The 24893-nt window shown below is 56.8% G+C and carries 26 protein-coding genes; 14 read left to right on the top strand and 12 right to left on the bottom strand.

Annotation, left to right across the window (positions count from 1 at the left end; genetic code table 11):
• Window positions 1-2 precede the first annotated feature (2 nt).
• Together LCM21_RS09395 and LCM21_RS09390 are read left to right on the top strand one after the other, a co-directional pair.
• Window positions 3-608, top strand: a complete 606-nt coding sequence (locus LCM21_RS09395; protein WP_068334494.1) for an inner membrane-spanning protein YciB — start codon at window positions 3-5, stop codon at window positions 606-608.
• A 149-nt stretch (window positions 609-757) separates the two neighbouring features.
• Window positions 758-1426 carry a Crp/Fnr family transcriptional regulator gene (locus LCM21_RS09390; RefSeq protein WP_224890359.1) on the top strand — a complete coding sequence of 223 codons (669 nt, stop codon included), beginning with the start codon at window positions 758-760 and terminating at the stop codon, window positions 1424-1426.
• Window positions 1427-1659: 233 nt separating this feature from the next.
• Here LCM21_RS09390 and LCM21_RS09385 read toward each other — a convergent pair whose 3' ends face one another.
• From LCM21_RS09385 to rpiA, 6 genes are all read right to left on the bottom strand, one after another.
• Window positions 1660-3150 (bottom strand): Do family serine endopeptidase, encoded by a 1491-nt coding sequence (locus LCM21_RS09385; protein WP_404818122.1) that lies wholly within the window; start codon window positions 3148-3150, stop codon window positions 1660-1662.
• Window positions 3151-3281: 131 nt separating this feature from the next.
• Window positions 3282-3476 (bottom strand): DUF2065 domain-containing protein, encoded by a 195-nt coding sequence (locus LCM21_RS09380; protein WP_224890358.1) that lies wholly within the window; start codon window positions 3474-3476, stop codon window positions 3282-3284.
• Window positions 3476-4354 carry a protease modulator HflC gene (hflC, locus tag LCM21_RS09375; protein ID WP_224890357.1) on the bottom strand — a complete coding sequence of 293 codons (879 nt, stop codon included), beginning with the start codon at window positions 4352-4354 and terminating at the stop codon, window positions 3476-3478. Before hflC ends, LCM21_RS09380 begins: the two co-directional genes overlap by 1 nt.
• The gene (hflK, locus tag LCM21_RS09370; protein WP_224890356.1) at window positions 4354-5496 is read right to left on the bottom strand and encodes an FtsH protease activity modulator HflK; all 1143 of its coding nucleotides are present in this window, start codon (window positions 5494-5496) and stop codon (window positions 4354-4356) included. The genes hflC and hflK overlap by 1 nt, the downstream gene beginning before the upstream one ends.
• Before the next feature lie 72 nt (window positions 5497-5568).
• The gene (gor, locus tag LCM21_RS09365; protein ID WP_224890355.1) at window positions 5569-6927 is read right to left on the bottom strand and encodes a glutathione-disulfide reductase; all 1359 of its coding nucleotides are present in this window, start codon (window positions 6925-6927) and stop codon (window positions 5569-5571) included.
• A 166-nt stretch (window positions 6928-7093) separates the two neighbouring features.
• Entirely contained in the window at window positions 7094-7879 is a 786-nt protein-coding gene (gene rpiA, locus LCM21_RS09360; protein ID WP_068334474.1) for a ribose-5-phosphate isomerase RpiA, read from the bottom strand.
• 166 nt (window positions 7880-8045) lie between these two features.
• On the opposite strand from rpiA, the gene LCM21_RS09355 reads away from it, so the two are divergent.
• From LCM21_RS09355 to LCM21_RS09345, 3 genes are all read left to right on the top strand, one after another.
• Window positions 8046-8747, top strand: coding sequence for a glutathione S-transferase family protein (locus LCM21_RS09355; RefSeq protein WP_224890354.1), 702 nt, complete (start codon window positions 8046-8048; stop codon window positions 8745-8747).
• Window position 8748: 1 nt separating this feature from the next.
• Window positions 8749-10122 (top strand): L-serine ammonia-lyase, encoded by a 1374-nt coding sequence (locus LCM21_RS09350; protein ID WP_224890353.1) that lies wholly within the window; start codon window positions 8749-8751, stop codon window positions 10120-10122.
• Between the two features lie 212 nt (window positions 10123-10334).
• On the top strand, window positions 10335-11249 hold the full coding sequence (locus tag LCM21_RS09345; protein ID WP_224890352.1) for a DMT family transporter: 915 nt from the start codon (window positions 10335-10337) through the stop codon (window positions 11247-11249).
• Here the strand turns inward: LCM21_RS09345 and LCM21_RS09340 are convergent.
• Window positions 11194-11901: a thiamine diphosphokinase gene (locus LCM21_RS09340; protein WP_224890351.1), complete on the bottom strand. Its 708-nt coding sequence runs from the start codon at window positions 11899-11901 to the stop codon at window positions 11194-11196. The genes LCM21_RS09345 and LCM21_RS09340 overlap by 56 nt on opposite strands.
• Window positions 11902-12023: 122 nt before the next feature.
• Here LCM21_RS09340 and LCM21_RS09335 point away from each other — a divergent pair, with 122 nt between their 5' ends.
• The 3 genes from LCM21_RS09335 to LCM21_RS09325 all read left to right on the top strand — a co-directional run bounded on the left by LCM21_RS09335 (window position 12024) and on the right by LCM21_RS09325 (window position 16323).
• Entirely contained in the window at window positions 12024-13667 is a 1644-nt protein-coding gene (locus LCM21_RS09335) for a hypothetical protein (RefSeq protein WP_224890350.1), read from the top strand.
• 186 nt (window positions 13668-13853) lie between these two features.
• Window positions 13854-14414 carry a GNAT family N-acetyltransferase gene (locus LCM21_RS09330; protein ID WP_068334454.1) on the top strand — a complete coding sequence of 187 codons (561 nt, stop codon included), beginning with the start codon at window positions 13854-13856 and terminating at the stop codon, window positions 14412-14414.
• A gap of 130 nt (window positions 14415-14544) precedes the next feature.
• Complete coding sequence (locus tag LCM21_RS09325) at window positions 14545-16323, top strand: adenylate/guanylate cyclase domain-containing protein (RefSeq protein ID WP_224890349.1); 1779 nt, start codon at window positions 14545-14547, stop codon at window positions 16321-16323.
• Window positions 16324-16596: 273 nt separating this feature from the next.
• On the opposite strand, the gene LCM21_RS09320 is transcribed toward LCM21_RS09325, so the two are convergent.
• The 5 genes from LCM21_RS09320 to nthA form a co-directional block, all read right to left on the bottom strand.
• Complete coding sequence (locus tag LCM21_RS09320; protein WP_224890348.1) at window positions 16597-16839, bottom strand: DUF2842 domain-containing protein; 243 nt, start codon at window positions 16837-16839, stop codon at window positions 16597-16599.
• Window positions 16839-18131: an adenylosuccinate synthase gene (locus LCM21_RS09315; protein ID WP_068334446.1), complete on the bottom strand. Its 1293-nt coding sequence runs from the start codon at window positions 18129-18131 to the stop codon at window positions 16839-16841. Before LCM21_RS09315 ends, LCM21_RS09320 begins: the two co-directional genes overlap by 1 nt.
• Before the next feature lie 159 nt (window positions 18132-18290).
• The gene (locus tag LCM21_RS09310) at window positions 18291-18629 is read right to left on the bottom strand and encodes a nitrile hydratase accessory protein (RefSeq protein ID WP_224890347.1); all 339 of its coding nucleotides are present in this window, start codon (window positions 18627-18629) and stop codon (window positions 18291-18293) included.
• Complete coding sequence (gene nthB, locus LCM21_RS09305) at window positions 18626-19303, bottom strand: nitrile hydratase subunit beta (protein WP_224890346.1); 678 nt, start codon at window positions 19301-19303, stop codon at window positions 18626-18628. The genes LCM21_RS09310 and nthB overlap by 4 nt, the downstream gene beginning before the upstream one ends.
• Window positions 19300-19914 (bottom strand): nitrile hydratase subunit alpha, encoded by a 615-nt coding sequence (gene nthA / locus LCM21_RS09300; protein WP_224890345.1) that lies wholly within the window; start codon window positions 19912-19914, stop codon window positions 19300-19302. Before nthA ends, nthB begins: the two co-directional genes overlap by 4 nt.
• Window positions 19915-20065: 151 nt before the next feature.
• Between nthA and secG the strand changes: the two genes are divergently transcribed.
• The 6 genes from secG (at window position 20066) to LCM21_RS09270 (ending at window position 24870) form a co-directional block, all read left to right on the top strand.
• The gene (gene secG / locus LCM21_RS09295; protein ID WP_224890344.1) at window positions 20066-20431 is read left to right on the top strand and encodes a preprotein translocase subunit SecG; all 366 of its coding nucleotides are present in this window, start codon (window positions 20066-20068) and stop codon (window positions 20429-20431) included.
• Window positions 20432-20590: 159 nt separating this feature from the next.
• Window positions 20591-22234, top strand: coding sequence for a CTP synthase (locus LCM21_RS09290; protein WP_224890343.1), 1644 nt, complete (start codon window positions 20591-20593; stop codon window positions 22232-22234).
• A gap of 104 nt (window positions 22235-22338) precedes the next feature.
• Window positions 22339-23112: an isocitrate lyase/PEP mutase family protein gene (locus tag LCM21_RS09285; RefSeq protein ID WP_224890342.1), complete on the top strand. Its 774-nt coding sequence runs from the start codon at window positions 22339-22341 to the stop codon at window positions 23110-23112.
• 122 nt (window positions 23113-23234) lie between these two features.
• Window positions 23235-23684 (top strand): tellurite resistance TerB family protein, encoded by a 450-nt coding sequence (locus tag LCM21_RS09280; protein ID WP_068334428.1) that lies wholly within the window; start codon window positions 23235-23237, stop codon window positions 23682-23684.
• A 20-nt stretch (window positions 23685-23704) separates the two neighbouring features.
• Complete coding sequence (locus LCM21_RS09275; RefSeq protein WP_224890341.1) at window positions 23705-24142, top strand: tellurite resistance TerB family protein; 438 nt, start codon at window positions 23705-23707, stop codon at window positions 24140-24142.
• Window positions 24139-24870 (top strand): phosphate/phosphite/phosphonate ABC transporter substrate-binding protein, encoded by a 732-nt coding sequence (locus LCM21_RS09270; RefSeq protein ID WP_224890340.1) that lies wholly within the window; start codon window positions 24139-24141, stop codon window positions 24868-24870. Before LCM21_RS09275 ends, LCM21_RS09270 begins: the two co-directional genes overlap by 4 nt.
• The last annotated feature ends 23 nt before the right edge of the window (window positions 24871-24893 follow it).

Genomic DNA, 24893 nt, shown 5'->3' with positions numbered 1-24893 from the left:
CAATGACAGCCAAAAAAGAGATCAACCCGTTTATGAAACAGGTGCTGGAGCTTGGCCCTCCGATCGCGTTCTTCTTCATCTACCTGCGACTACGCGATGACAGCTTCCTGATTGGCGGCACCGAGTATTCCGGTTTCATCGTCGCTACCCTTCTATTTGTGCCACTGATGCTGGCCGCTATGGGCGTTCTTTGGTATCTCACGGGCAAGCTGAGCCGGATACAGGTTTTCACCGCAATCATGGTCATTTTCTTCGGCGGCCTGACCGCCTGGTTCAATGACGAACGGTTTTTCAAAATGAAAACCACGCTGGTCTACGGCTTCTTTGCGATCATGTTGGGCATCGGCCTTCTTCAGCGCAAGTCCTACCTTGCCTATATTCTGGACGAGATGCTGCCGATGCGACACGAGGGTTGGATGATTCTGACCAGACGCCTGTGTGGGTGTTTCGCATTTCTGGCCGTCGCCAACGAATTCGTTTGGCGCACCATGTCGACCGACCTTTGGGTCAAGATTGAAACTTTTGGCTTTCCCATTGCGCTGATGGTTTTCCTGATGCTGCAATTCAGCCTGCTGCAAAGCTATATGGATGATCCCGACCACCAGTAGGCGAACCAGTTTCCCAAGGCTCGCTCGAAGGTTACCCGCTTGCTCTAATCAGATTGCACGGTAAAGTGGATAAAAATCCTTGGCGAAACGCAGAAGCTGTGAAAAGTTGTGGCACCACCCACCACTCATAGCCGGAGAACTCTGTACGTATGACGGCTTTCCCAGACAGCGGCTTTCTGTCCGACGCGTCAGACAGGCTCAAGGCCATGCTTTCTGCGCAGGCAACGGAAATCGCACTGGACCGTGGCGATGTGCTGTTTGAGCAAGGCGACGAAGGCGACGCGCTGTACGCGATCCTCGAAGGCACGCTTGAGGTCTCTTTTCTGGCCATGAGCGGCCGCAAACTGTCGCTGACCTTGATGCGCCCCGGCGAGGTTTTTGGGGAGATAGCCTTGTTTGACAGCGGCCCTCGCACGGCGACCGTCGTAGCAGCCGAACCGTCCCGTGTTTTGCGGGTCAGGCAGGGTGACGTGATGAACCAGATACGGCAGCACCCAGACCTGGCGGTTGATATGATCCGCCTGGCTGGTCAGCGCATGCGCTGGATGGGATCGCAACTTAACGAGCAGGTGTTTCTGCCCATGCCAATCCGACTCGCTCGCAAGCTGTTACACTTGTCCGAGCTTCAGGATGATCCTTTTACCCGGATTACCTTGTCGCAAAGTGAATTGGCCGAATTCGTTGGCGCCACTAGAGAGGCCGTGTCCAAGACAATATCCACCTGGAAGCGCGACAATGTCGTTCAAGCCTCACGCGGTGGCTTGATGATCAAGGATTTCGAAGCCCTGCGCGAACTCGCTGATTCCGATCTTATCTGATTCCAGTGATCTGCTTCACAGACCGCAGGCGGCACTGAGTCTAAATTCGTACCTGTTACCGTAGGAGGTCAGAGAATCATCCCCGATATCTGTCCACTGACCTCTCCCTGTATCAGAGCCACACGTCTTTTCGGCGTGTGGCTCACTTCTTTCAAAGTATACAGTTCTATGGAACCCGACGTTAAAAAGGCCAGAGCATCCACTCTGGCCTTTTAACTAGCTTGAACCTTAGCTTATTCGCCGAGGCTCAACGCAACAAAGCGGGGTTCTCCACCGCGACGCACCAAAAGCAACAGCGACTTGCGCCCTGCTTCGCGCGCCTCTTCCATGCGGGCCTCAAGATCCTGAATCGATGTGACTGCCTGCTGGCCAGCCTCGGTGATCAAATCACCCGCGCGCAGCCCTTTGGAGAAAGCTTCGGACGCTTCGTCGACTTCGGTCACAACCAGACCTTCGGCATCCGCATCCAAACCAAGATCTGTGCGCAGCGCATCCGTCAGCGGTGAGATCGTTAGGCCCAGAATGTCTGCATTTTCCTCGACCGGTGCGTCTGGAACTTCATCCTCGGAACTATCCGCGCGCTCTGCGTCTTCGCGACGTCCCAAGGTGACCAAAACGGTCTGAGTGCCGCCATCACGGTGGACCACGACGCGGACGGATTTGCCAACCGTGGTTTCACCCACCTGGCGCACCAACCCGCGTGTATCTTCAACCTCTACCCCATCAAAGCTGAGGATCACGTCACCCGCCAGCAGACCAGCGTCTTTTGCCGGGCCATTAGGTACATCGCTGATCAGCGCGCCGCCGGGCTTGTCCAGCCCCATCGCCTCGGCCATGTCTTCGGTCACATCCTGAATTCGTACACCCAGCCATCCGCGACGGGTTTCACCGAACTCGCGCAGTTGATCGACAACCTTGACGACAACGTTGGACGCCATCGAAAATCCGATCCCGATCGAGCCGCCATTTGGCGAAAGGATCGCGGTGTTTACGCCAATAACCTCACCATTCATATTGAATAGCGGTCCACCCGAGTTACCCCGGTTAATAGCCGCATCCGTTTGAATATAGTCATCGTAAGACCCGCTGAGCGCTCGATTACGTGCCGACACAATACCCGCCGAGACCGAGAAGCCCTGTCCTAGCGGGTTGCCCATGGCGATCACCCAATCACCAACCCGCGCAACGTCGCTGTCACCGAACTGCACATACTGCAGGGGGCCGGATGCTTCAACTTTCAGCAAAGCGATATCGGTTTTGTCATCAGTACCGATCACCTTTGCAGGCAGTTCTTTCTTGGGCTGACCGTCGCCGGGGAAGAACTCAATCAAAATTTCATCAGCTTCTGCGATTACATGATTGTTCGTGACAATGTAGCCATCTTCCGAAATCACAAAGCCCGAACCAAGTGCATTGCTGCGGCGCGGACGGTTGTCATCTTCGCCGTTTCGGTCCTGAAACTCGCGAAAGAAATCCTCGAAAGGTGAGCCCTCGGGCACGATCCCCTGCGGACCGGTCCGACCCTCAACCAACGTCGTGGTGGTGATGTTGACAACCGCCGGGCTGATCTTTTCAGCCAAGGGCGCAAGGCTTTCGCTTCGCGCCTGCACGGCTGCGGATTGGGCCAGAACAAAAAGCAGCCCTGCAAAGGCCAACCACATCAGCCGCATGAAACCAACAACCTCGCCCCGCTGGACGGAAATACTGCGTGCTTGTGCCTGCACTTGGGAACTCCTTGTCGACAATTCTTGTAAGATCGCCCAGCGGCGACCTCTCTTAACAACCAATGTAGTCAGTTTGTCCAAGCCCGCAACTCGGGATCGCGGGGAATTCACCGGCAATTGAAATCACCGGGCTAAAACCCGACTTGATACGCGCCCCACAAAAGCACCAGACCACTGACCACACACAGCAATCCCGCCAGTCGCCGCGCCTGTTCAGGCAGGGACCGCAACGCCTCGAGCATACGTTCTATAAGCGAAGGGGCCAGCGCATAGGCCAGCCCCTCGACAATCAGTACCAGCCCGACGGCCAGAAGGATCATACCCATTACTGGCTTGCCTGCCCATTCGGTGACTTCAGATAATTGAAGAACTCCGAATCCGGGCTTAGAACCATCGAGCTGTTGCCGCCGCCCAAGGCCCGCTCATATGCAGCCAGTGAGCGGTAAAACTCGAAGAACTCCGGGTCTTTGCCAAAGGCTTCCGCAAAGATCGCGTTGCGCTCCGCGTCAGCCTCACCGCGAATGATCTCTGACTCGCGGTTCGCGTCCGAGACCAACTCGACCACGGTACGGTCTGCTTGGGCGCGGACACGCTGTGCAGCCTCGTTACCACGTGCCCGTTCGTCAGTCGCCTCACGTTCGCGTTCAGCCTTCATCCGTTCGAATGTGGCCTCAAGGTTGGCTTGCGGCAGGTCGGTCGCTTTTAGACGCACGTCGATGACACTCACACCCAACGCCTGCGCCTCGGCAATCGCGCTGTTGCGGATACGCAGCATCAGGGCTGCACGGTCAGAGCTGAGAATGTCACGGGACGACACGGAACCCAGAACCTCACGGGTTTCGGCACGCAGGATAAGATCCAGTCGATCCTCGGCCTGCGGAATACCACCGACACCAACCGCTTGGCGGAACTGTTCCAGATCCGAGATTCGGTAACGCGCAAAGGCGTCGACCACAAGACGGCGATCATCCAAAGGCGTAACCTCAAGCGGTTGCACGTCAATCGACAAGATACGGTCGTCATAGCGAACAACTTCCTGAATCAAGGGGATTTTGAACGCCAGACCGGGTTCGTCTTTTACCGCAACCACACGACCAAACTGCAGCACGAGTGCGCGTTCGCGTTCGTCCACGATAAAGATCGACGAAAGGCCAAGCAGCCCGAGGATCACGATGGCGATAAGAATAATAGGTGACTTACGCATCAGTTGCTCTCCTGAACCTGACTACGGCGCAATTCGTTCAGAGGCAGATAAGGCACGACGCCCTGCCCTTGACCCGTCGAATTTTCGTCCAGAATGATCTTGTCGACATCACCCAGAACCTGCTCCATCCGCTCAAGATACAAGCGCTTGCGTGTTACATCCGGTGCTTTCGAATATTCTTCAAGAACAGCGCTGAAACGACTGGCCTCACCCTGAGCGCTGTTGATCTGTTGCGCGCGATAAGCTTCAGCTTCTTCCAAAACCTGTGCAGCTTCACCGCGCGCCTCCGCTAGAACGCGGTTTGCATAGGCGTCAGCCACGTTTTGCAGCCGGTCGCGTTCCTGCGCAGCGGCCTGAACGTCGCGGAATGCGGCGATCACGTCTTGCGGCGGGTCGGCCTTGTCAAAGTTCACGCGGACAATGTTCACGCCCGAATCGTAGCTGTCCATCGTAAGCTGAATCAGGTCCTGCAAACGGTCCGCGATGATTCCGCGATCCCGGTTCAGGATGGGTGCAAGTTCGCTTTGAGCGATAATCTCACGCATCGCCGATTCTGACACCGCACGAATTGTCTGGCGCGGGTCGCGCAAGTTAAACAAGAACTTCGCGGGGTCATTGATGTTCCAGACCACCTGGTAGTCGATATCAACGACGTTTTCGTCGCCGGTCAGCATGAGACCGTCATCGCTGCCGCGCGCGCCGCCCATGTCTTCGTTTTGTTCGCGCGTGACGGGGATGACTTCGGCGGTCACGAAAGGCCACGGAGCAAAGTTCAGACCCGGATTACCAACCGCCGAGAACTCACCCAGGAACAATTCAACCGACTGCTCTTCGGGCTTGACCGTGTAGAAACTGGCTGCTCCCCAAAGAACGGCAGCAACGACAACACCGATAAGCACGGTGCCTTTGGTGAAAACAGGGCCACCCCCTCCTGCACCTTGGCCACCGCCACGGCCTGATCCACCGCGACCGCCCATCAGGACGCGCAGTTGTTCCTGGCCTTTTTTCATCAACTCGTCGATTTCGGGGATTTGCGGGCCATCGCCTTCAGGGGGTTTACGACCGCCCCCGTTGTTTCCCCGATTTCCTCCGCCGCCCGAAGAGCCTCCGCCCCCCCAGGGGCCACCGCTGTTGCCCGCCATGTGTATCTATTCCCTTATGTTGGACCGTGTGATCACGGATTACCTTTTAACTTGTGTGCGCGCGCTTGCAAATCAAGCAGTGCGCACAGGTTGCCGCAATGTCACCAGTTCTTCGGCCATCACCGGGTGGACAGCGACAGTGCGATCAAAATCTTCCTTGGTCGCGCCCATCTTTACGGCAATTCCAGCCAATTGGATCATCTCGCCCGCACCCGGAGCGACAATATGGCATCCCAGAACCTTGCGGTTGGCCTGGCTGACGATCAGCTTCATCAATACGCGCTGCGTTCCGCCGGCAAAGGCCGTTTGCATCGGTTTGAAAGACGTCGCATAAACCTCGATCGGTTCCTGCGCTGCTGCTTCTTCTTCGCTGAGCCCAACTGTACCGAATTCCGGCTGAGTGAAGATTGCTGTCGGGATCAGGTCATGATCCACCGGTGTGGGGTTTCCTTTGAACACGGTCTCAACAAAAGCCATACCCTCGCGGATCGCAACCGGGGTAAGGTTCACGCGGTCTGTCACGTCACCAATCGCGTAAATCGACGGTACGCCCGTTTGGCTATATTCATCAACGATGATTTCACCTTTGCGGCCACGTTCAACCCCGACACCCTCAAGGCCCAGGTTGTCCGCATTCGGTGCGCGCCCGGTGGCGTACATCACCACGTCGAACTGATCCTCAGTGCCGTCTGTCGCTTTGACCCGGATCTTGTCGCCCTCTTTGGTCATCTCAAGCACATTGGTACCCAGACGTACATCAATGCCGTTCTGGCGCATCTCTTCGCAGATCAGACCGCGCGCTTCTTCGTCAAAGCCGCGCAGAATTTGCGCCCCGCGATAGAACTGAGTGGTCTTTACGCCCATGCCGTTCATGATACCGGCGAATTCACTGGCGATGTATCCGCCACCCACAATCAGGATGCTTTCAGGCAGTTTATCCAGATGAAAAATCTCATTCGAAGTAATCGCCAGGTCTGCGCCCGGAAACTGCGGAACAACAGGTCGGCCGCCGGTGGCAAGAAGAATATGCTTCGCCGTTTTGCGCGTCCCATCTGCCAGTTCGACCGTGTGCGCATCCACCACATGGGCGCGTTGATCGAAGCTTTCGACGCCGTTATTTTTCAGAATGTTCCGATAAATACCCTCAAGCCGATCCAACTCAGCATAGAGCTTACCGCGGAACACATCCCAATCGAACGCGCCGGGCTTGATATCCCAGCCATAAGCCTGCGCATCTTCGACCATACCTGCGTATTCACTGGCGAAAACCATCAGCTTTTTCGGAACGCAGCCCCGAATAACGCATGTGCCGCCGTAACGATCCTCTTCAGCCAAGGCCACTTTGGCACCGTTTTCACCAGCCGCCACACGTGCAGCGCGTACTCCGCCTGAGCCGCCACCGATGACGAACAGATCATAGTCAAAACTCATAGTGTTTCCCGTCATTGTTCTGATTGGGGTAAATTTCAGCAACCCTAGATATGGTCGACTTCAAGAGTTGCAATTCATTCTGTGTCGACGGACTGCAAGCACCCTACGTTCGGGATAGCTGGCCGATGCTTCTGACATTTTCGGCGCTTGGCACCGCGGCTTTTCCTTAGTCCGCCAAATCCGAAAAAAGGTTTTCCCCACCGTCGCCTAGCTTGTCCATTTCCGTGGTACCTGCGTTAATGTCGCGCAATTCGACCCGACCATCGCCGTGGCCGATCACAACTTTGTCACAGATGTCGATAAACAAGCCGTTCTCAACCACTCCGGGCACTTGATTGAGCACAAGCGCCAACTGACGCGCATTTCCAATGCGCTGCAAATGCAGGTCCAGAATGTGGTTACCCTCATCCGTCACGAACGGCGCCTCGCCATTCATGCGCAGCTTGGCCGAGGTACCAAGAACATCCATTGTGTCCAGCGCCTCTTCGATCAGGGTGCGGGTGGTTTGCCAACCAAAGGGGATAACCTCGACCGGCAAGGGGAACGCACCCAGCGTTTCAACCTCTTTACCGGCATCAGCGATGACAATCATCTGATCGCTTGCTGTGGCGACGATCTTTTCCTGCAGATGCGCACCGCCGCCGCCTTTGATCAGGTTCAGTTCGCCGTCAAACTCATCCGCCCCGTCGATTGTCAGGTCCAGCCAACCAGCCTGATCCAGTGAGACCACCTCGATCCCGACCTCACGGGCCAGTTGGGCTGTGCGGGTCGATGTCGGAACACCTTTGATACGCAGCCCTTCATTCTGCACCCGCTCGCCGATGCGGCGTACCATCCAGGCAGCGGTTGAACCCGTGCCGAGGCCGACCCGCATACCGTCCTGCACCATGTCGGCAGCGCGTCTTGCGGCGTTATATTTGGCTTTGTCTATGGGCGACAGATCCCGGGTCATAGCAGCCTTTCCCTCTGTTACTGCCGGACTTATAGGGAATGCGCCCGCCAACTGCGAGAGCCAATTCACCCCCGTTGGCCGCAAACATGCGAAGAAATACGCGTTTCCGATGGGAAACGTCGCAATCAAGACTTTCGCCCTGATCGCCTCGTTATAAACAGTCGCTATGAACACGCCTTATCGCCTGCACTATGCCCCCGACAACGCTTCGCTCGTGATCAGACTGACGTTGGAAGAGTTGGGACTACCTTATGAAACCGTACTGGTGGATCGCCGCCAGAACGAACAGAACGGCGCGGCCTATCGTTCGCTGAACCCGAACGGATTGATCCCCGTTTTGGAAACGCCGCAAGGGCCGATCTTTGAAACAGCGGCCATACTGCTTTGGTTGGCAGACACGCACGCGCGCCTGGCCCCCACTCCAGACAGCCCGGACCGGGCCGCATTTCTCAAATGGTTGTTCTTTGCTTCCAACACTTTGCACGCAGATCTTCGCATCCTTTTCTATGCAGAAAAGTACATCAACACCGACCACACAGAAAGCTTGCGCAACGGCATTCGCCCGCGTCTGCGCGAACATCTGCGCGTTCTGGATGGCGTGGCCAGAACCACGCCATTTTGGTTGCATGCAGATCAACCTTCGGTCCTGACCTATTATTTGGCCTGTCAAATGCGCTGGATGGCACTCTATCCTGCCAAATCTGACCGCAGTTGGTTTCAACTGGCCGACACACCCTATCTGCAAAGAATACTGATGCAGTTGGAAACCCGCCCCGCAACCCGTACTGCTGTTGCAGCCGAAGGGTTGGGGGTTACTCCCTTCACGTCTCCAAGTTACGCTAACCCTTTAGAAGGCTCGGCTACCTGACATGTTTCTTTCAGTTTTTGATATGTTCAAAGTGGGCATTGGCCCGTCCTCGTCCCATACAATGGGACCGATGGTGGCGGCTGCACGCTTTCTGGACCTAATGCGCGCGTCACCGTTTGAGTTTGCGGGGCTGCGCGGGTCACTGCATGGCTCGCTGGCGTTCACCGGGGTGGGCCACGCAACCGACCGCGCAACTATCCTTGGGTTGGCCGGCTTTGTTCCTGAAACCTATGACAACGATAAGGCCGAGGCCGCGTTGGCCGAGATTGCCGAAACGCATTCTGTGACGCCCGAGGGTTTGCCAATCCTGAAGTTCAACCCGAAAGATGACCTGGTATTCGACTACGAACACACCCTGCCCGGTCACGCCAACGGAATGATCCTGATGGCCACTGATGCGCAAGATGACGTCATTCTGCGTCAGGTGTATTACTCGATCGGCGGCGGGTTTGTTTTGACCGAAGAAGAGCTTAACGACGGAGCTGCAACCGACGAAGGTGCGCCGGTTCCTTTTCCATTCAAGTCTGCGACCGAAATGCTTGAAATGGCGAAATCCAGCGGAAAAAGCATCGCGGAAATGAAACGCGAAAACGAGATTTCGCGTGGCTGCGCCCAGAGTTTCGCCAAGGGCTCGGCCCGTTTGTGGCAGGTCATGAATGATTGCATAGAGCGTGGCCTGACGACCGATGGCATCCTGCCCGGAGGTTTGAAAGTCCGGCGTCGTGCCAAGAAAATCTATGACGCGCTCCTGGCTGAACGTGGCATGAACCTGACCGCGCCGCACACGATCAACGACTGGATGAGCGTATATGCCATGGCGGTGAACGAGGAAAACGCAGCCGGCGGCCAAGTGGTTACGGCCCCCACCAATGGCGCGGCAGGCGTGCTTCCGGCGGTGTTGCGCTATTATCTTGACCACGTGCCGGGGGCGTCGGAGTCGCATATCGAAGACTTTTTGCTGACCGCTGCCGCTATTGGTGGGCTGGTCAAATTCAATGCTTCAATCTCGGGTGCGGAAGCCGGATGTCAGGCCGAGGTTGGCAGTGCTTCGGCAATGGCTGCGGCAGGACTTTGTGCCGTGATGGGCGGCACCCCGGAACAGGTTGAGAATGCCGCAGAGATCGCGCTTGAACATCATCTGGGAATGACCTGCGATCCGGTTGCCGGACTCGTTCAGGTGCCGTGCATTGAGCGTAACGGGCTGGGTGCAATCAAGGCTGTTTCGGCCGCTTCACTGGCGCTGCGTGGCGATGGTCAGCATTTTGTGCCGCTGGACGCAGCGATCGAAACCATGCGGCAAACCGGGCAAGATATGAATGAGAAGTATAAAGAGACGTCTCTGGGCGGTCTTGCGGTGAATGTACCCAATTGCTGACGCTTAAAGGCATTCGTGAAGAATTTCCCTTGCATGTTAGTCATTCTCATCCTGCATCGAGCCGCGTGCAGGGGTGACTGGTTTTGAATCCGGCGCTTGCGCAACAGGTGAATTAATTGGTGTCAGGCGACGCCCTGCCCTATGGAGTCTGCCCGGGCTCGCGAGCGTCTGACCACTTTCCACCGACAGACAAAAGGCTTAGCGTCGCGACCATGACACAGGATCGTCCCGTTTTTGGTATCTCCTTGATGCTTGGCTTCTGCATCCTCGCACCGCTCGGGGATGCAATGGCAAAGCTGTTGGGCGAGACGACTCCGATCGGAATGCTGGTTTTCGTCCGCTTTGCCGTTCAGGCTCTGGTACTAATCCCCCTCGTCGCTTTAACCGGGCGCAATTGGCGTATGCGCGGGCGAATATTGCGACTCACTTTCATTCGTACCGTGCTGCACATCATCGGTATTTCAGCCATGTTCAGTGCATTGCTTTTCCTGCCGCTTGCCGATGCAATCGCCATCGCCTTCGTAATGCCTTTCATAATGCTGATCCTTGGCAAATACGTTTTGGGCGAAGAGGTCGGACTGCGCCGTTTGATCGCCTGCGTCGTAGGATTCTCCGGCACGCTTCTGGTCATCCAGCCCAGCTTTGCAGAGGTGGGTTTTGCAGCGCTTTTACCGTTGGTTGTTGCACTTGTGTTTGCCTTGTTCATGCTGGTCACGCGCAAGATTGCAAAAGAGACCGACCCGATTGCCTTACAGGCCGTATCAGGTGTGATTGCAACTGTGCTGATGTTGCCGGTCTTGTTGGTTGGCTCGTTTAGCGACACATGGGCTATATCCCTGATTGCGCCACACCCCGACAGCTATTTCCTACTGTGTGCAATTGGTCTTCTGGGTACGTTTGCACATCTGCTGATGACATGGTCGCTGCGCTACGCGCCCTCTGCCACGTTGGCGCCGATGCAGTATCTGGAAATCCCCGTGGCCACCCTGTTCGGCTGGCTGATCTTTCACGACCTGCCCGACGGGCTCGCCGCTATAGGTATTGGAATCACCGTGACCGCCGGGCTGTATGTCATTCTGCGCGAGCGGGCCATTGCCCGGTCTGCCCCGACAGAAACGCCCGCATAACCTCGTCCAGAGCGTCGCGCGGTACCATCATCAAAAGCCCGGGCGCATCGACCGACAGCTCTACCTTTGCCAGCGCCCTGTTTGAGGTACCAACGCGGCCAGTCGGCTCCAGCACCAACTCATCAATAGGCCATTCCAGACCCCGACTGCGGCCAGTCACAGTCTGAAACGGAAACAGTGAAACGACGTCACCCGGTGTCAGATTCAACTCTATCCGCGGCGGCGCATGAAACACGACCTCACGTTCACCAAGCAAAATGCAAGGACGGTCTGGAAGGCGGACCAGAGAGTTCAGCACCGCAAGCTGATGATCCAAACGACCGCCAAGGAACCCGACGCCCAGAACCAGCGGAGTCACAACACTGCGCAATGCCTTGTCAAAATCCGTACTGTCCTGCTCGGGGATCGGAAACAGGCGGTCTGCCGGAATACGGTCACGATGGGCCCCATCAAGCGAATCAAAATCACCGATAACCGCATCCGGCATGCGGCCCGAATCCATGACCGGCACCGCGCCACCATCGGCCGCGACGACGGTGTTGACGCGAATCAGCGCCAGATTTAAGTCATCAGGTCCAAGTTGACCGCCACCAATCAGCGCGATTGGCTCGTCAGACCGCACAATCGGCTTATTTTTCGTAAGATTGATCATTTTTCCCGGATTTGGACACATTGAGACCACAAAATGATAGGTTCATGCAGAGAGTTCCGAGCCATCAATGTGCCCGCTGCCGGCTATAGTGGCTCTCGTAGTTTGTAAAGGACGTGCGTCTGATGGTACAGAATAACAAGGTCTTAACCGTTTCTTATGGAACCTTCTCGTGCACTTTGGAAGGGTTTGATGATTCCTTTGAGACGATGAAAGCGATTGCCGAGTACTTTCGCGACCTCGCGGCGGATGATCGTTACTTTGGTTCTGAACCCCCGCAACCCGACGCCGAAATGCTGACACGGATCGCTCAGCGCGACATATCCCGCAGGGTCGAAGCCAGTCAGAACGATTCCGGCCTTTTGATCCGCGCCTCCGAAAAACCCGACGCATCGCAACCTGCCGCCAGCGCACCGGGTCTGAACGTTGTCGACACACCACCGCCGTCTCAACCCACCTCTCCCGAGGCCGAGGCAGTCGATGACGCCCCTGCACCAGCCGCCGACAGCATTGCCGCCAAGTTGCAGCGTATCCGGGCGGTTGTTTCGCATTCTGAGGAAAACTCGGTCATTTACACCGAGGATGAAGAGACAACCCTTGTAAAAAGCGCGGGTCCCTCGGATGCGGTCGCTGCGGCGTTTGCGGCTGGTTCGTTAGAGCCGGCAGATCTGGACAGCACACCCGATACCAGTGAGCCGGTTACGGCACACGGCGATGTGCAGGATGAATTGAAGGACGAACTGCAAGAACCAACCGAATCCGAGCTGGACACGCAGGAAACCGAAGAACCCGAAGAACCCGAAGCCGCGGTCTTGGAAAGCGAACCCGAAGACTCGGAACACGAGGTCGCGGACACCGCTACGGAAGATGAGGCCGAAGAATCACCCGTTGCTCCGGGCGCTTTGTTCTCAGACCTTGAGGAATCGGAAGAAGACGAACCGGAAGCTGACGAAGAACCAAATATCCTCACCGACAGCGAGCATGAGGAGGAAATCACAGCCGCAGTCAGCAACGGTGTCCTAACCGAAGAGGATGAGATTGACCTATTGGAGGAGATTGCCAGTGTAGAAGCTGTTCTGGCGAAACGCTCATCCATGTCTGCCACCGAGGACGCTGACTTGGATCGGGATGTGTCACGCCTTATGGACAAAGCCGGTGAACAACTGAACGATCCCGACACCACCAATCAGCGTGAGGCTTACACACACCTGCGCGCGGCCGTGGCAGCAACCGAGGCCGAGCGAGGCGAAGCAGGGACCAAGGATCAGGAAAGCGATGAACAGGGGTATCGCGGAGACCTGTCATCGGTCGTCAGCCCTCGCCGTCCGGAAATTCAGGTCACAAGCAAACGCCCAAGCAGCGATGCCTCTGCCCCACTGAAACTGGTCGCGGAACAGCGGATCGACAACCAATCCGGTGAAAGTGGGCCGGTTACCCCCCGTCGCGTAAAATCCGAATCCGAAGACGAGGCAACCGAAGAAGGTGGCTTTGCGCAATTCGCCGAGGAACAGGGCGCGCAGTCCCTGCCCGACCTGTTAGAGGCTGCCGCAGCTTATCTTTCCTTTATCGAAGGACAGGAGCAGTTTTCGCGCCCACAACTGATGAACAAAATCCGCTCGTTGAAGCAGGATGACTTCAATCGCGAAGAAAGCCTGCGTTCCTTCGGGCAATTGCTGCGCGATGGCAAAATCGAAAAGGCCGGCGGGGGGCGCTTTGCCGCGTCGACCGAGATTGGGTTCCGCCCAGATGACGAGCGCGCAGCCGGTTAATTTTTGAACAATTTGCGAATTAATGAGCCGGGAAAACCCCTGGCTCATTTTTTTTGCACATACGCCTCACTGCCCCATTTTGCTGCAGCGATCACACTGCCTGTGCTATGCTGCATCGCAGAAAGATGTTATGAATGGGCGTACCGTGATCGGTTTGTCACGCGCTGTTCAAGCAAAGGCTAGGCCATGTATGAACTTCCGATACGACGTCTCAGAATTTATGATCGCCCAAAGATAGAAAGCCATTTCAACAGTCTGGGCAGCGATACGCTGGCAGCACGGTTCGGCACACAGGTCAGTACCGCCTTTGTGCAGGACTATCTTGCCGGGATTTTTGAGAATTCCGCGCTGGTTTTCGGCGCATTTCCTGATTCCTGTCTGCGCGGCGTGGGAGAACTGCGGCTGGTACCGGGTAAAGAAACCCAGATTGCCGAGGCCGCCTTTACGGTCGAAGCCGAATGGCAGGATCGAGGCATTGGCGACGCCTTGTTGTCGCGGATCATCACTGCGGCCCGCAATCGCGGTATTCGAGAGGTTCACTTGCTGTGCCTTGCAACCAACCAAAAAATGCGACGCCTTGCGGCCAAGCACGATGCCGAGTTGAGCCTTGTCACCGGGCAGGTCGCGGCGACACTGACGGCACCATGGCCAACCCCTCTCAGCGTGGCAGAAGAGATTTCCGGAGAGTATCACGCGATGGCGCGTGCGATCTTTAGCTGGCCTTCATTGGCCCGACGCACGGGCTGAGACGCTTTGTGACCGTCTGCAAATACCCGGACATCAAATCGGAAACACGGATCAGGCCCGACGAACAACTGGGTTACTAGGTCGATTTAGACAATTGTGGTATAAATCGTCGCTTGTGGGAGGAGCGAAGATGAAGGCCGAAATGGAACGTCGTCTTTCTACGGTACTTGCCACAGATGTCGTTGGCTACTCGGCGCTGATGCAGCGTTCTGAGGAGGACACAATAGCGCGCCTGAAACGGCTACGCAAAATTGTGCGCCAACAGGCGGAACGTCATGGTGCCAGAATAATCAGCTGGGCAGGCGACGGCGCATTGGCTGAGTTTACCAGCCCCGTTTCGGCCGTGCGCGGTGCCTTTGAGTTACAGCGCGAACTGGCCGCCCCCCATAACGCTCAGCAAATCGGGCTGCAACTTCGGATCGGAATTCATCTTGCTGATGTGATAGCGGATGGCGAAGATCTTCTTGGCGACGGTGTGAACATCGCGTCGCGTATCGAAGCCGAGGCTCAACCCGGCGGTGTTTTGGTTTCACAAACGGTTTTCGAGCAAGCAAAACGCGGCGCCCAGGTCCGGTTCAAAAAGCTTGGCCCTCGTCACTTGAAAAACATCGATGAGCCCGTTGAGCTTTATTCGGTTGAAGGGGACCTTGGCATACACAGTTGCATGCTGGCGCAAGAAACCACCCTCACCCAACCCACGGCGCAGTCTCAACGTGATAACGGCGTTGTCGTCGTGCCGTTCCAAAACCGCAGTGCAGACGCCGAACAAGACTACTTCGCCGACGGGTTCACAGAAGATTTAATCACCGAGTTGTCGCGCTTTAAAGAGCTCTTTGTAATATCGCGCAACGCCAGTTTTTCGTTGGCAAAACGGGATGCTCCATCAGAACAAGTCTGTAAGGAAACCGGCGTGCGCTACAGTATCGAGGGCGGTGTGCGCGTGTTTGGCGCGCGCGTGAGAATTTCAGCAAGCCTGATTGACGGCATCAACAAAGAACAGGTTTGGTCAGAAAAGTATGATTGCGACGTGAATGACCTTTTCGACGTTCAGGATGACATGCTCGCAAAAATTGCGGCGGCGGTCGCCGGTCGTGTTGAAAGACAGGCCGAGGAAACGGCCCGCGCAAAACCAACTGAAGACATGGCTGCCTATGACTGCCTAAAGCGCGGCCTGCACCATCATCGAATGGGCGGCGTCACGCGCGACAATGCCGAAGAAGCGATGGCGTGGCTTGAAAAGGCTTTGGAGAAAGACCCCAATTTCGGTCGGGCACAGGCATGGTTGGCCTGCGCTGTGGCAACGCGCGACGAATGGCTTGGTGTCAACGATGTGGATCACTATTGGTCGATGGGGCGCCGTGCTTTGGAATTGGACAGCGACGATGCCGAAGTCCACAGGATCATGGGTTCATTGGCTCTTTACAAGGAAGACTTTGACAGCGCCCTTTACCATTTCACCCGCGCGCTCGAGATTACGCCGAACCATGCCTACATTGTTGCCCATGCTGGGAATGTTCATAACTACATGGGTGATGGTGAAACGGGGCTTGAATTTCAGCGGCGCGCGCAAGAGCTCGATCCGTTTCTTCCTGAGTACTGCCGCGAGGTAGGAGTGATCGCACATTACGTCCTGGGCAACTGGGAGGCCTGCTATAGCGCAGCGACAGCGTTTCCACGTATCACCCGCCGTGCCGCCGCGTACAGGGCTGCTGCCGCATTACATCTGGATGATGATGTCCGATTGAAGCGCGCAACGCGCCGTTTGGCCACCGTTGATCCCGAATTTGATGCTGATGGCCTTCTGTCGGTTGAACGATTTCAAGAGGCCTGGCGCAACGAAAAACTCAAAGACGATATTTATAGGGTGCGCGCATTGATACAAGGCAACGATTTGCGAGCCGTTGTCTGACAGGGGCGTCTTCTAGATTCCCCTGACAGCCTTTTTCAGCGTGTGATGCAAAAACGGATCGTTAGAAACGATTGCGCGCGAATGCACAGTTGCAAACCACTCGCCCCCGTCCCTCGCATGGGCCGAATACGAAAAGTCCAAAGGTACCTGGCCGGTGGTTTTACACGGCCGCAAACTTGGCTGCATCAGTACCGGACTGTTTTACGCCTGTTCAGGCTCCCGCCAAGGACTGCATTTTTAGAATTGAGACTTGTGGATCCCCAAGCCTGAAAATCAATCCCCGTTCTTATCCGGGTCTTCTTTCCCAACACCTTTGAAAACAAACTTGAACGGCAGCGCCCAAAGAATGCCCAGCCCGATATAGACCAGCAGCTCGAGCCAGATCGGTGGCCGGTCCAGCCGGTTCACGATCGTCACAACCGCCACGATATAGATCGGCAACCCAATCACGAGCAGCACCAGGGACCATCGCCGTCTGGCCTTGTAGCTCAGGCCGGGTTTTTCCTTATCGCTCATCAGTCAGCAAACGGGTCGGTCACCAGGATGGTGTCGTCCCGCTCCGGGCTGGTGGACAAAAGGGCCACAGGGCATTCGATCAGTTCTTCAACACGGCGCACGTATTTGATGGCGTTGGCTGGCAAATCTGCCCAGCTGCGCGCGCCTTCAGTGGATTCGCTCCACCCCGGCATTTCCTCATAGACAGGCGTACAGCGGGCTTGTTGATCCGCCGCAGTGGGCAGATAGTCCAATCGCTCACCGTCCAGTTCATATCCCACGCAGATCTTCAGCGTTTCGAAACCATCCAGCACGTCCAGCTTGGTCAGCGAAATGCCGTTCACACCGCTAGTTGCGCAGGTCTGGCGCACAAGGCAGGCATCAAACCAACCGCATCGGCGCTTGCGGCCGGTCGTAGTGCCGAACTCATGCCCACGCTCACCCAGGCGTTGGCCATCGTCATCGTCCAGCTCGGTTGGGAACGGACCCTCACCCACGCGGGTTGTGTAGGCTTTCACGATACCCAGAACAAAATCAATCGATCCCGGGCCGATGCCAACACCGGTCGAAGCCTGTCCGGCAATCACGTTGGATGATGTCACGAACGGATAGGTGCCAAAGTCGATGTCCAAAAGTGCGCCTTGTGCGCCTTCAAAGAGGATACGCTTTCCGGCTTTGCGCTTTTCGTTCATGACCTTCCAGACGGGTCCGGCGTACTGCAGGATTTGCGGCGCAATCTCGGTTAGCGATGCAATCAGTTCATCACGATTGATGGGTTCAAGCCCCAAACCATTGCGGAGCGCGTTATGGTGGACCAGCGCGCGATCAACGCGAAGGGCAAGCGTCGCTTCATCGGCAAGATCAGCGACACGGATAACGCGGCGGCCGACTTTATCTTCGTAGCATGGGCCAATACCGCGCCCGGTGGTGCCGATCTTCGCAACCGAGTTCTGGTTTTCACGCGCCCTGTCCAGTTCTCCGTGAAATGGCAGGATTAAAGGTGTGTTTTCGGCGATCATCAGTGTCTCGGGCGTGATATCTACGCCCTGCGAACGGATCGTTTCGATCTCTTTGATCAGGTGCCAGGGGTCCAGCACAACGCCATTTCCGATGACGCTCAGCTTGCCGCCGCGCACGACGCCCGATGGCAATGCGTGCAGCTTGTAAACCTCACCATCAATGACCAGAGTATGACCGGCGTTATGTCCACCTTGGAAACGCGCGATGACGTCTGCCCGCTCACTTAGCCAGTCGACGATCTTGCCTTTTCCTTCGTCACCCCACTGGGCGCCGACAACAACCACATTGGCCATATCCGGTCCTTTTGCGCTGAATTATCAAACCCGGCTCGTATAGCGGGGACAAAGCGGCAGGGAAACCGATAATTCGCCGCAGTTCGCGCCCTTAGTCAGATGTCACTACCTGGCTGAAAAGCTCAGGGTGTGTTTTCCAAAAGAATGCACCCAACACCCTTAGTCGCGCGGCGCCAACCTCACCGGTTCACCATGAGGTGTGGTTAGGTACGCCTCTTCCCACGCATTCCTGAAATCAGAAATTTCCCCTTGAGCGGTCGCGCCCTGCTCAGCCAAGAGATGTTCCAGCGTTTCAAGCCAGGCGTTGAAATAGTCGTCCCCGCCATCCAGTTCACGGTCCAGGCCTCGACGTTTGAGTGTCGCTGAAAAACGGGCAACCCAGTCGGACCAATCGAATCGACCGTCCTCGTTCAGGGCCACGGTTATAGCAAACACCTGCGCGTGCCACGGCTCAGAGAACGCGGGTTCAGGGGCGGTATGGGTAACGCAGGTGCTCATATCGGCTCCAGATAGCTTTGCCACAAATCAAGCACCACTTCGTCTTTGGGATGCTCTGGTTGCGCCCACAGTTCAGACGCCGCGAACGCCACAGCATAGAGCGGTTCCGGCGCCTCACCCAAACCGTGTGCATTTGAATCAGGAAACACATGCGCACCATGTAGCCGAACAATTCTACCCACTGCACCGGATGCATAGGACGGCAGGCGAGTATGTCCGCCATCAACAAGGCGATTGGCCGTTGGGCGCACCGTGCGGACCCTCTGCCCGGCCTCAAATCGTGCCGGCACAGTCGAAGGCCGTTCCGTCGGCCCACCCTTGGCAAGGACCGCGGCAACAGCTTCGGCTTTCAAGGCGCGTGACGAAAGTGGATGTGACTCAGCAGTGCCTCCGTCAGAATAATCTTGCGTGTTCAGCACACCCTTTTCCACCAGCAGGTCAGCAAGTGCGGAAATCCACCTTTCGTAATAGGAGAACCGAACACTATCCTTGGGCGATAGCCTTTCACGTGCGTGCCGCGTGACATCAAGGTTCCACTGCCCCAATGATCCGGCGGCAAGCGTCACTGCCAAGGCCCGCCCTTGCCAATTTTCGGCGAAAACCGGTGCATCTTCGGCCTCGGGCCGAACCGGACCGTCCCCAAACCGTCCACCCATATCGTGCACGCGCGTCATGACGGCACTTTGGGCAGCCCAGTGCCTATCATGCTGTCGCGGGTGACAAGCGCCACCAGGTCATCTTCGCTGAGCCCCTCTGAGCCTTCTGGCCGCATCGGAAGCACGAGGTAACGAATTTCCGCTGTCGAATCCCACACGCGCACGGCCGTCTCCGGTGGTAAGGTGACACCAAACTCTGCCAGCACTTTGCGCGGCTCACGCACGGCACGGGCGCGGTAGGCGTCGGACTTGTACCAGCCCGGCGGAATCCCAAGCAGAGGCCAAGGGTAGCAACTGCACAGCGTGCAAACGACCATATTGTGCTGCTCGGGCGTATTCTCGACAACCACCATATGTTCGCCCTGTCGACCATAGAATCCTAGGTCAGTGACAACCGAGGTTGCATCTTCCAGCAGGTCTTTTTTGAACTGCTCGTCGGACCAGGCCTTGGCGACGACGCGCGCACCGTTTTGCGGTCCGATCTTGTTCTGATAGGCATCAATGAGTTCGTCCAGCGCCGCGGGGTCAACAAGCCCCTTTCGGGTCAGAATCGTCTCAAGCGCTTTTACGCGCAGGGCGGGTTCGGGCGGCAGCAAAGCGTGCGGGTGATCGTGGTCGTCATGCGGCATGAACCGCACCCTGCGTTAACAGCCGCCACTCTGTCCAGTCAATTTGATGCGATGCCCGGTATCCCGTGCTATGATGTCAACTCGTCCCTTGCCCCCGCTGGCAAACTTGCATAAGTACCACGCGATACACGCCACGCTGTACAGGACCACCATGGAAAACGTTGTTCTCATCATCCATCTTCTTTTGGCTCTGGGCCTGATCGCTGTCGTTCTGATGCAGCGATCCGAAGGCGGTGGCCTTGGTATGGGCGGTGGCGGCGGTGGTGCCATGACTGGCCGCGCGGCAGCGACTGCACTGGGCAAAGTGACTTGGATTTTGGCGGCCTGCTTTATCGTAACCTCAATCACTCTGACGATTCTGGCGGCTCAAAAATCTTCGGGCAGCTCGGTGATCGACCGCTTGGGCGTCCCCGCCCCGGCCCCGACGGAAGAAAGCGCCCCTGTAGTACCGCCGGCAAATGATCTTCTGCCGCCAGCAGCAGGCGACAACGCGCCTTTGATTCCGCAAGCAAACTGATCCACAAAACCTAGAAACCTTACAGAGGACTGCAACAGCATCTTGCGGTTCTCTTGCGCTTTTGGCGCGAATCCTTTATGTGTGAAGTCCCGTGATGCAGCGGTTTTTCGGAACCGTCGGGCAGCTGATTTTGACGTCTCACGGGAGCAGCCGAAAAACATGGCGCGTTTTATTTTCATCACCGGTGGTGTGGTTTCGTCCTTGGGCAAAGGGCTGGCCTCGGCAGCTCTGGGCGCGTTGTTGCAGGCCCGGGGATACTCGGTACGTCTGCGTAAGCTGGACCCCTATTTGAACGTGGATCCCGGCACCATGTCGCCGTTTGAGCATGGCGAAGTTTTCGTGACCGATGATGGGGCCGAAACTGATCTGGACCTGGGCCACTACGAACGGTTCACCGGTGTGGCGGCGCGCAAGACCGACTCGGTCAGTTCAGGGCGGATTTATTCCAATGTACTGGAGAAGGAACGCCGCGGCGACTATTTGGGTAAAACCATTCAGGTGATCCCCCACGTCACCAACGAGATCAAGGATTTCATCGCCATCGGCGAAGATGAGGTTGATTTCATGTTGTGTGAAATCGGCGGTACCGTTGGCGATATCGAAGGCCTGCCCTTTTTCGAAGCCATCCGTCAGTTCAGCCAGGACAAGCCGCGTGGTCAGTGCATCTTTATGCATCTCACCCTGCTGCCCTATATAAAGGCGTCTGGCGAGTTGAAAACCAAGCCGACTCAACATTCGGTAAAAGAACTCCGCTCAATTGGCTTGGCACCCGACATTCTGGTCTGCCGGTCTGAAGGCCCGATCCCACCGAAAGAGCGTGAAAAGCTGGCGCTGTTCTGCAATGTGCGCCCTGATAGCGTGATTGCTGCGCAGGACCTCAGCACGATCTACGACGCCCCGCTGGCCTATCACCGTGAAGGACTGGATCAGGCGGTATTGGATGCCTTCCAGATAAGCCCGGCCCCCAAGCCCGATCTGGCCAAGTGGGAAGACGTCAGCGACCGCATCCACAATGCCGAAGGCGAAGTGAGTGTGGCCATCGTCGGCAAATACACCCAGTTGGAAGACGCCTACAAGTCGATTGCTGAGGCTTTGACCCATGGCGGTATGGCCAACCGCGTCAAGGTCAAGGTCGAGTGGGTCGATGCCGAAGTGTTTGATACCGAAGACGTCGCAACGCATCTGGAAGGTTTCCACGCGATCCTCGTCCCCGGCGGCTTTGGTGAGCGCGGCACTGAGGGCAAGATAAAGGCCGCCCAGTATGCGCGCGAACACAAGGTCCCTTACATGGGTATTTGTCTCGGTATGCAAATGGCAGTAATCGAAGCGGCAAGAAATGCCGCCGGGATCACCGAAGCCGGGTCAGAAGAATTCGATCACGAGGCCGGAAAGAAGCGTTTTGAACCAGTAGTTTACCATTTGAAAGAATGGGTACAGGGAAACCATACTGTCGAACGCAAAGTTGGTGACGACAAGGGCGGCACCATGCGTCTGGGCGCGTATAATGCCGTACTGGCCGAGGGCTCGAAAGTGGCCGAAGTTTACGGCGGCACCAATATCGAAGAACGCCACCGGCACCGCTATGAGGTGGATATCAAGTACCGCGAAAAGCTGGAGAAAGCGGGCTTGAAATTCTCAGGCATGTCGCCTGACGGACGTCTGCCAGAGATCGTCGAATGGTCGGATCACCCGTGGTTCATCGGCGTGCAGTACCACCCCGAACTCAAATCAAAACCGTTCGACCCGCACCCCCTGTTTCGCGATTTCGTACGTGCAGCCAAGGACAGCTCTCGCCTGGTATAACGGCGGGTAGGTCACTGCATTGTGACGGTGAGCGCAAAAAGAAACTATACGTGCCAGCCGTTTCCACGGATAACTGTCGCCAACGCAGCGACAGGAGGCCGGGCATGACAAAGCAGATCGACCAAGCAGAGACTTTCGCAGCCCTGCACAAAAAGGGTGACCCGGTTATTTTGTACAACATCTGGGACGCAGGCAGTGCAGGTGCCGTGCGCGACGCGGGCGCCAGGGCGATTGCAACCGGCAGTGCCCCGGTTGCGATGGCGCGAGGGTATGGTGACGGTCAGAACATCCCAATTGAGGCCGCCCTTGAGAATGCCCGCCGGATCGTTGCTGCGGTTGACCTGCCGGTCACACTGGATTTCGAAGGCGCGTATGCCGAAGATGTGATGGGCGTTGCGGAAAACACCCAGCGTGCGTTGGAGTCCGGAGTCATCGGCTTTAACTTCGAAGACCAAATCATTGGAACAGTTGATCTTTATGACACCGAAACTCAGGCCGCACGGGTGCGGGCGATGCGCGAAGGATGCGATGCCGCTGGCATACCGGCGTTCATCAACGCACGTACCGACATCTTTCTGAAGGCAAAGCCCGATACCCATAACGATGCCATGCTAAACGACGCAATCGCCAGGGCCCGAGCTTATGCTGACGCCGGTGCCAACGGTTTCTTTGCTCCGGGGCTGAGGGACAAGGACATGATTGCCAATTTGTGCGAATCAACGGACTTGCCCGTGAACATCATCGCCCTGCCCGGAACCCCTGATACGACCACACTGGCATCGCTGGGCGTAGCCCGGATCAGCTATGGTCCCGTTCCATACCGGCACATGTTGGCCTGGCTGCAGGAACAAGCGAAAGAAGCGCTTCAACAGGGGTGATTCCGCTGCAAGCGGTTCGCGCTGAGCGTGTTTCTGCCACCTTAAGGAACGGCGGAATCATTCAAGGCTATGACGAGTAGTCGATGCTTGGCGGGCCACAAAATATGGAATAACCTCAGGGCATGTTAAAGAAGTTCTTTCAGGCCCTGCGCCCACCGCAACACGACAATTTACCGGACCCGGATGCAGAGCTTGCTCTGGGTGCGCTCATGGTTCGCGTTGCGCAGGCGGACCGGGATTATAAGTTGGAAGAAATCAGCCTGATCGACCGGATTCTTGCCCGGCTCTATCAGCATAACGCGATCGAAGCCGCCAAGGTCCGCGCCACATGTGAAAAGCTGCACGCCGCCGCGCCTGACACCGACACGTTCGGCAAATTGATCCGCGAAACCACCGACCTGCACGAACGCCTCGCGGCACTGGACGCCCTGTGGGAGATTGTTTTGGCCGATGGAAACTCGGACGAAGGTGAAATCAAAATCGTGGAAGAGGCGCGCATTGCCATGGGTTTGAGCTTTATGGACAGCCAGTCTGCACGCCAAAGGGTGCAAAGACGCTTGGAAGAGCTTTGAGCCCCATTTATATCTAACCGATGTTTAGCGATTTTCTGTCCCGGCTCACACGGCCCGACCCCGACCCTCTTCCCGAAGTTGACGCTCGCCTCGCGCTGACGGCTCTGCTGGTCCGCATCGCCCGATCCGACAACGATTATGCCGACAGCGAAATGGCACGAATCGACCGCGTTTGCGCCGAACGCTATGGCCTTTCACCATTCGAAGCCGCCTCATTACGTGCCCGCGCCGAAGATCTTGAAGCCGAAGCCCCCGATACTGTCCGCTTCACGCGCGCAATCAAAGAAGCCGTAGCTTACGACGACCGGCTCGCCGTCGTGCAGGCAATGTGGTCGGTCGCACTGGCAGATGGGCACCGTACCGGCGAAGAGGACTCGCTGTTGCGGTTGGTCGTCAGCTTGCTGGGCGTCAGTGATGTTGATTCAGCCTTGGCGCGACAGAAGGCAGCAAAATCTTGATCGCGATGTTGGGCATGTATGACATGCCCCCTTTGCAAGACGCCAACGATCGCTTTTGGGCGTTGATTCGGACTCACTTGGGCTTCGGTCCCGATCACCTGACACGTGATGTCGACATGTGGGACGTTTGGCTGAGCTCGGACCTGACCTTTGCCCAGACTTGCGGCATGCCCTATCGCACCCGCCTGCATGGCAAGGTGCAACTGGTTGGCACACCGGACTACGGGCTAGAGGGATGCCCGCCCGGCTACTACCGATCCATATTCCTGGCGCGAAAGGATGATCCGCGCGATTTGGACGCGCTTTCGGCTGGAACTTTTGCCTACAATGACCACCTTTCGCAATCAGGGTGGGCAGCGCCGTTGGTTCATTTGGCTGCGCGCGGACTCCGTCCAAATGCGACCGTTGAAACCGGTGGCCACGCGCGGTCTGCCGACGCAGTGGCGAATGGCCGGGCCGATTTTGCGGCACTGGATGCGCTAACCTGGGAACTGCTCAAAACGCATTCCGACCTTTCGACCTTTTTACGCGAGGTAGACGTGACAAAACCGACACCCGCCCTGCCCTACATTACTGCCAACGGCCAGGACGCACCGGGTATCACCCACGCTGTCCGCTCTGCAATTGACAATCTGTCTGCTGCGGACCGCAAGATGCTGCATCTTCGCGGTCTGATCAAAATTCCAGCGGGCGACTATCTGTCTGTCGCCAATCCGACACCGGATTAGCCGATCCAAACGCGAATACTGAT

Origin of the sequence: Ruegeria profundi, assembly GCF_020171505.1 — a bacterium.
In the GTDB taxonomy this organism is placed as follows: Bacteria; Pseudomonadota; Alphaproteobacteria; order Rhodobacterales; family Rhodobacteraceae; genus Ruegeria; species Ruegeria profundi.
Note: the sequence above shows the minus strand (reverse complement) of the source record. Positions and strands in the feature narration are given on the sequence as shown.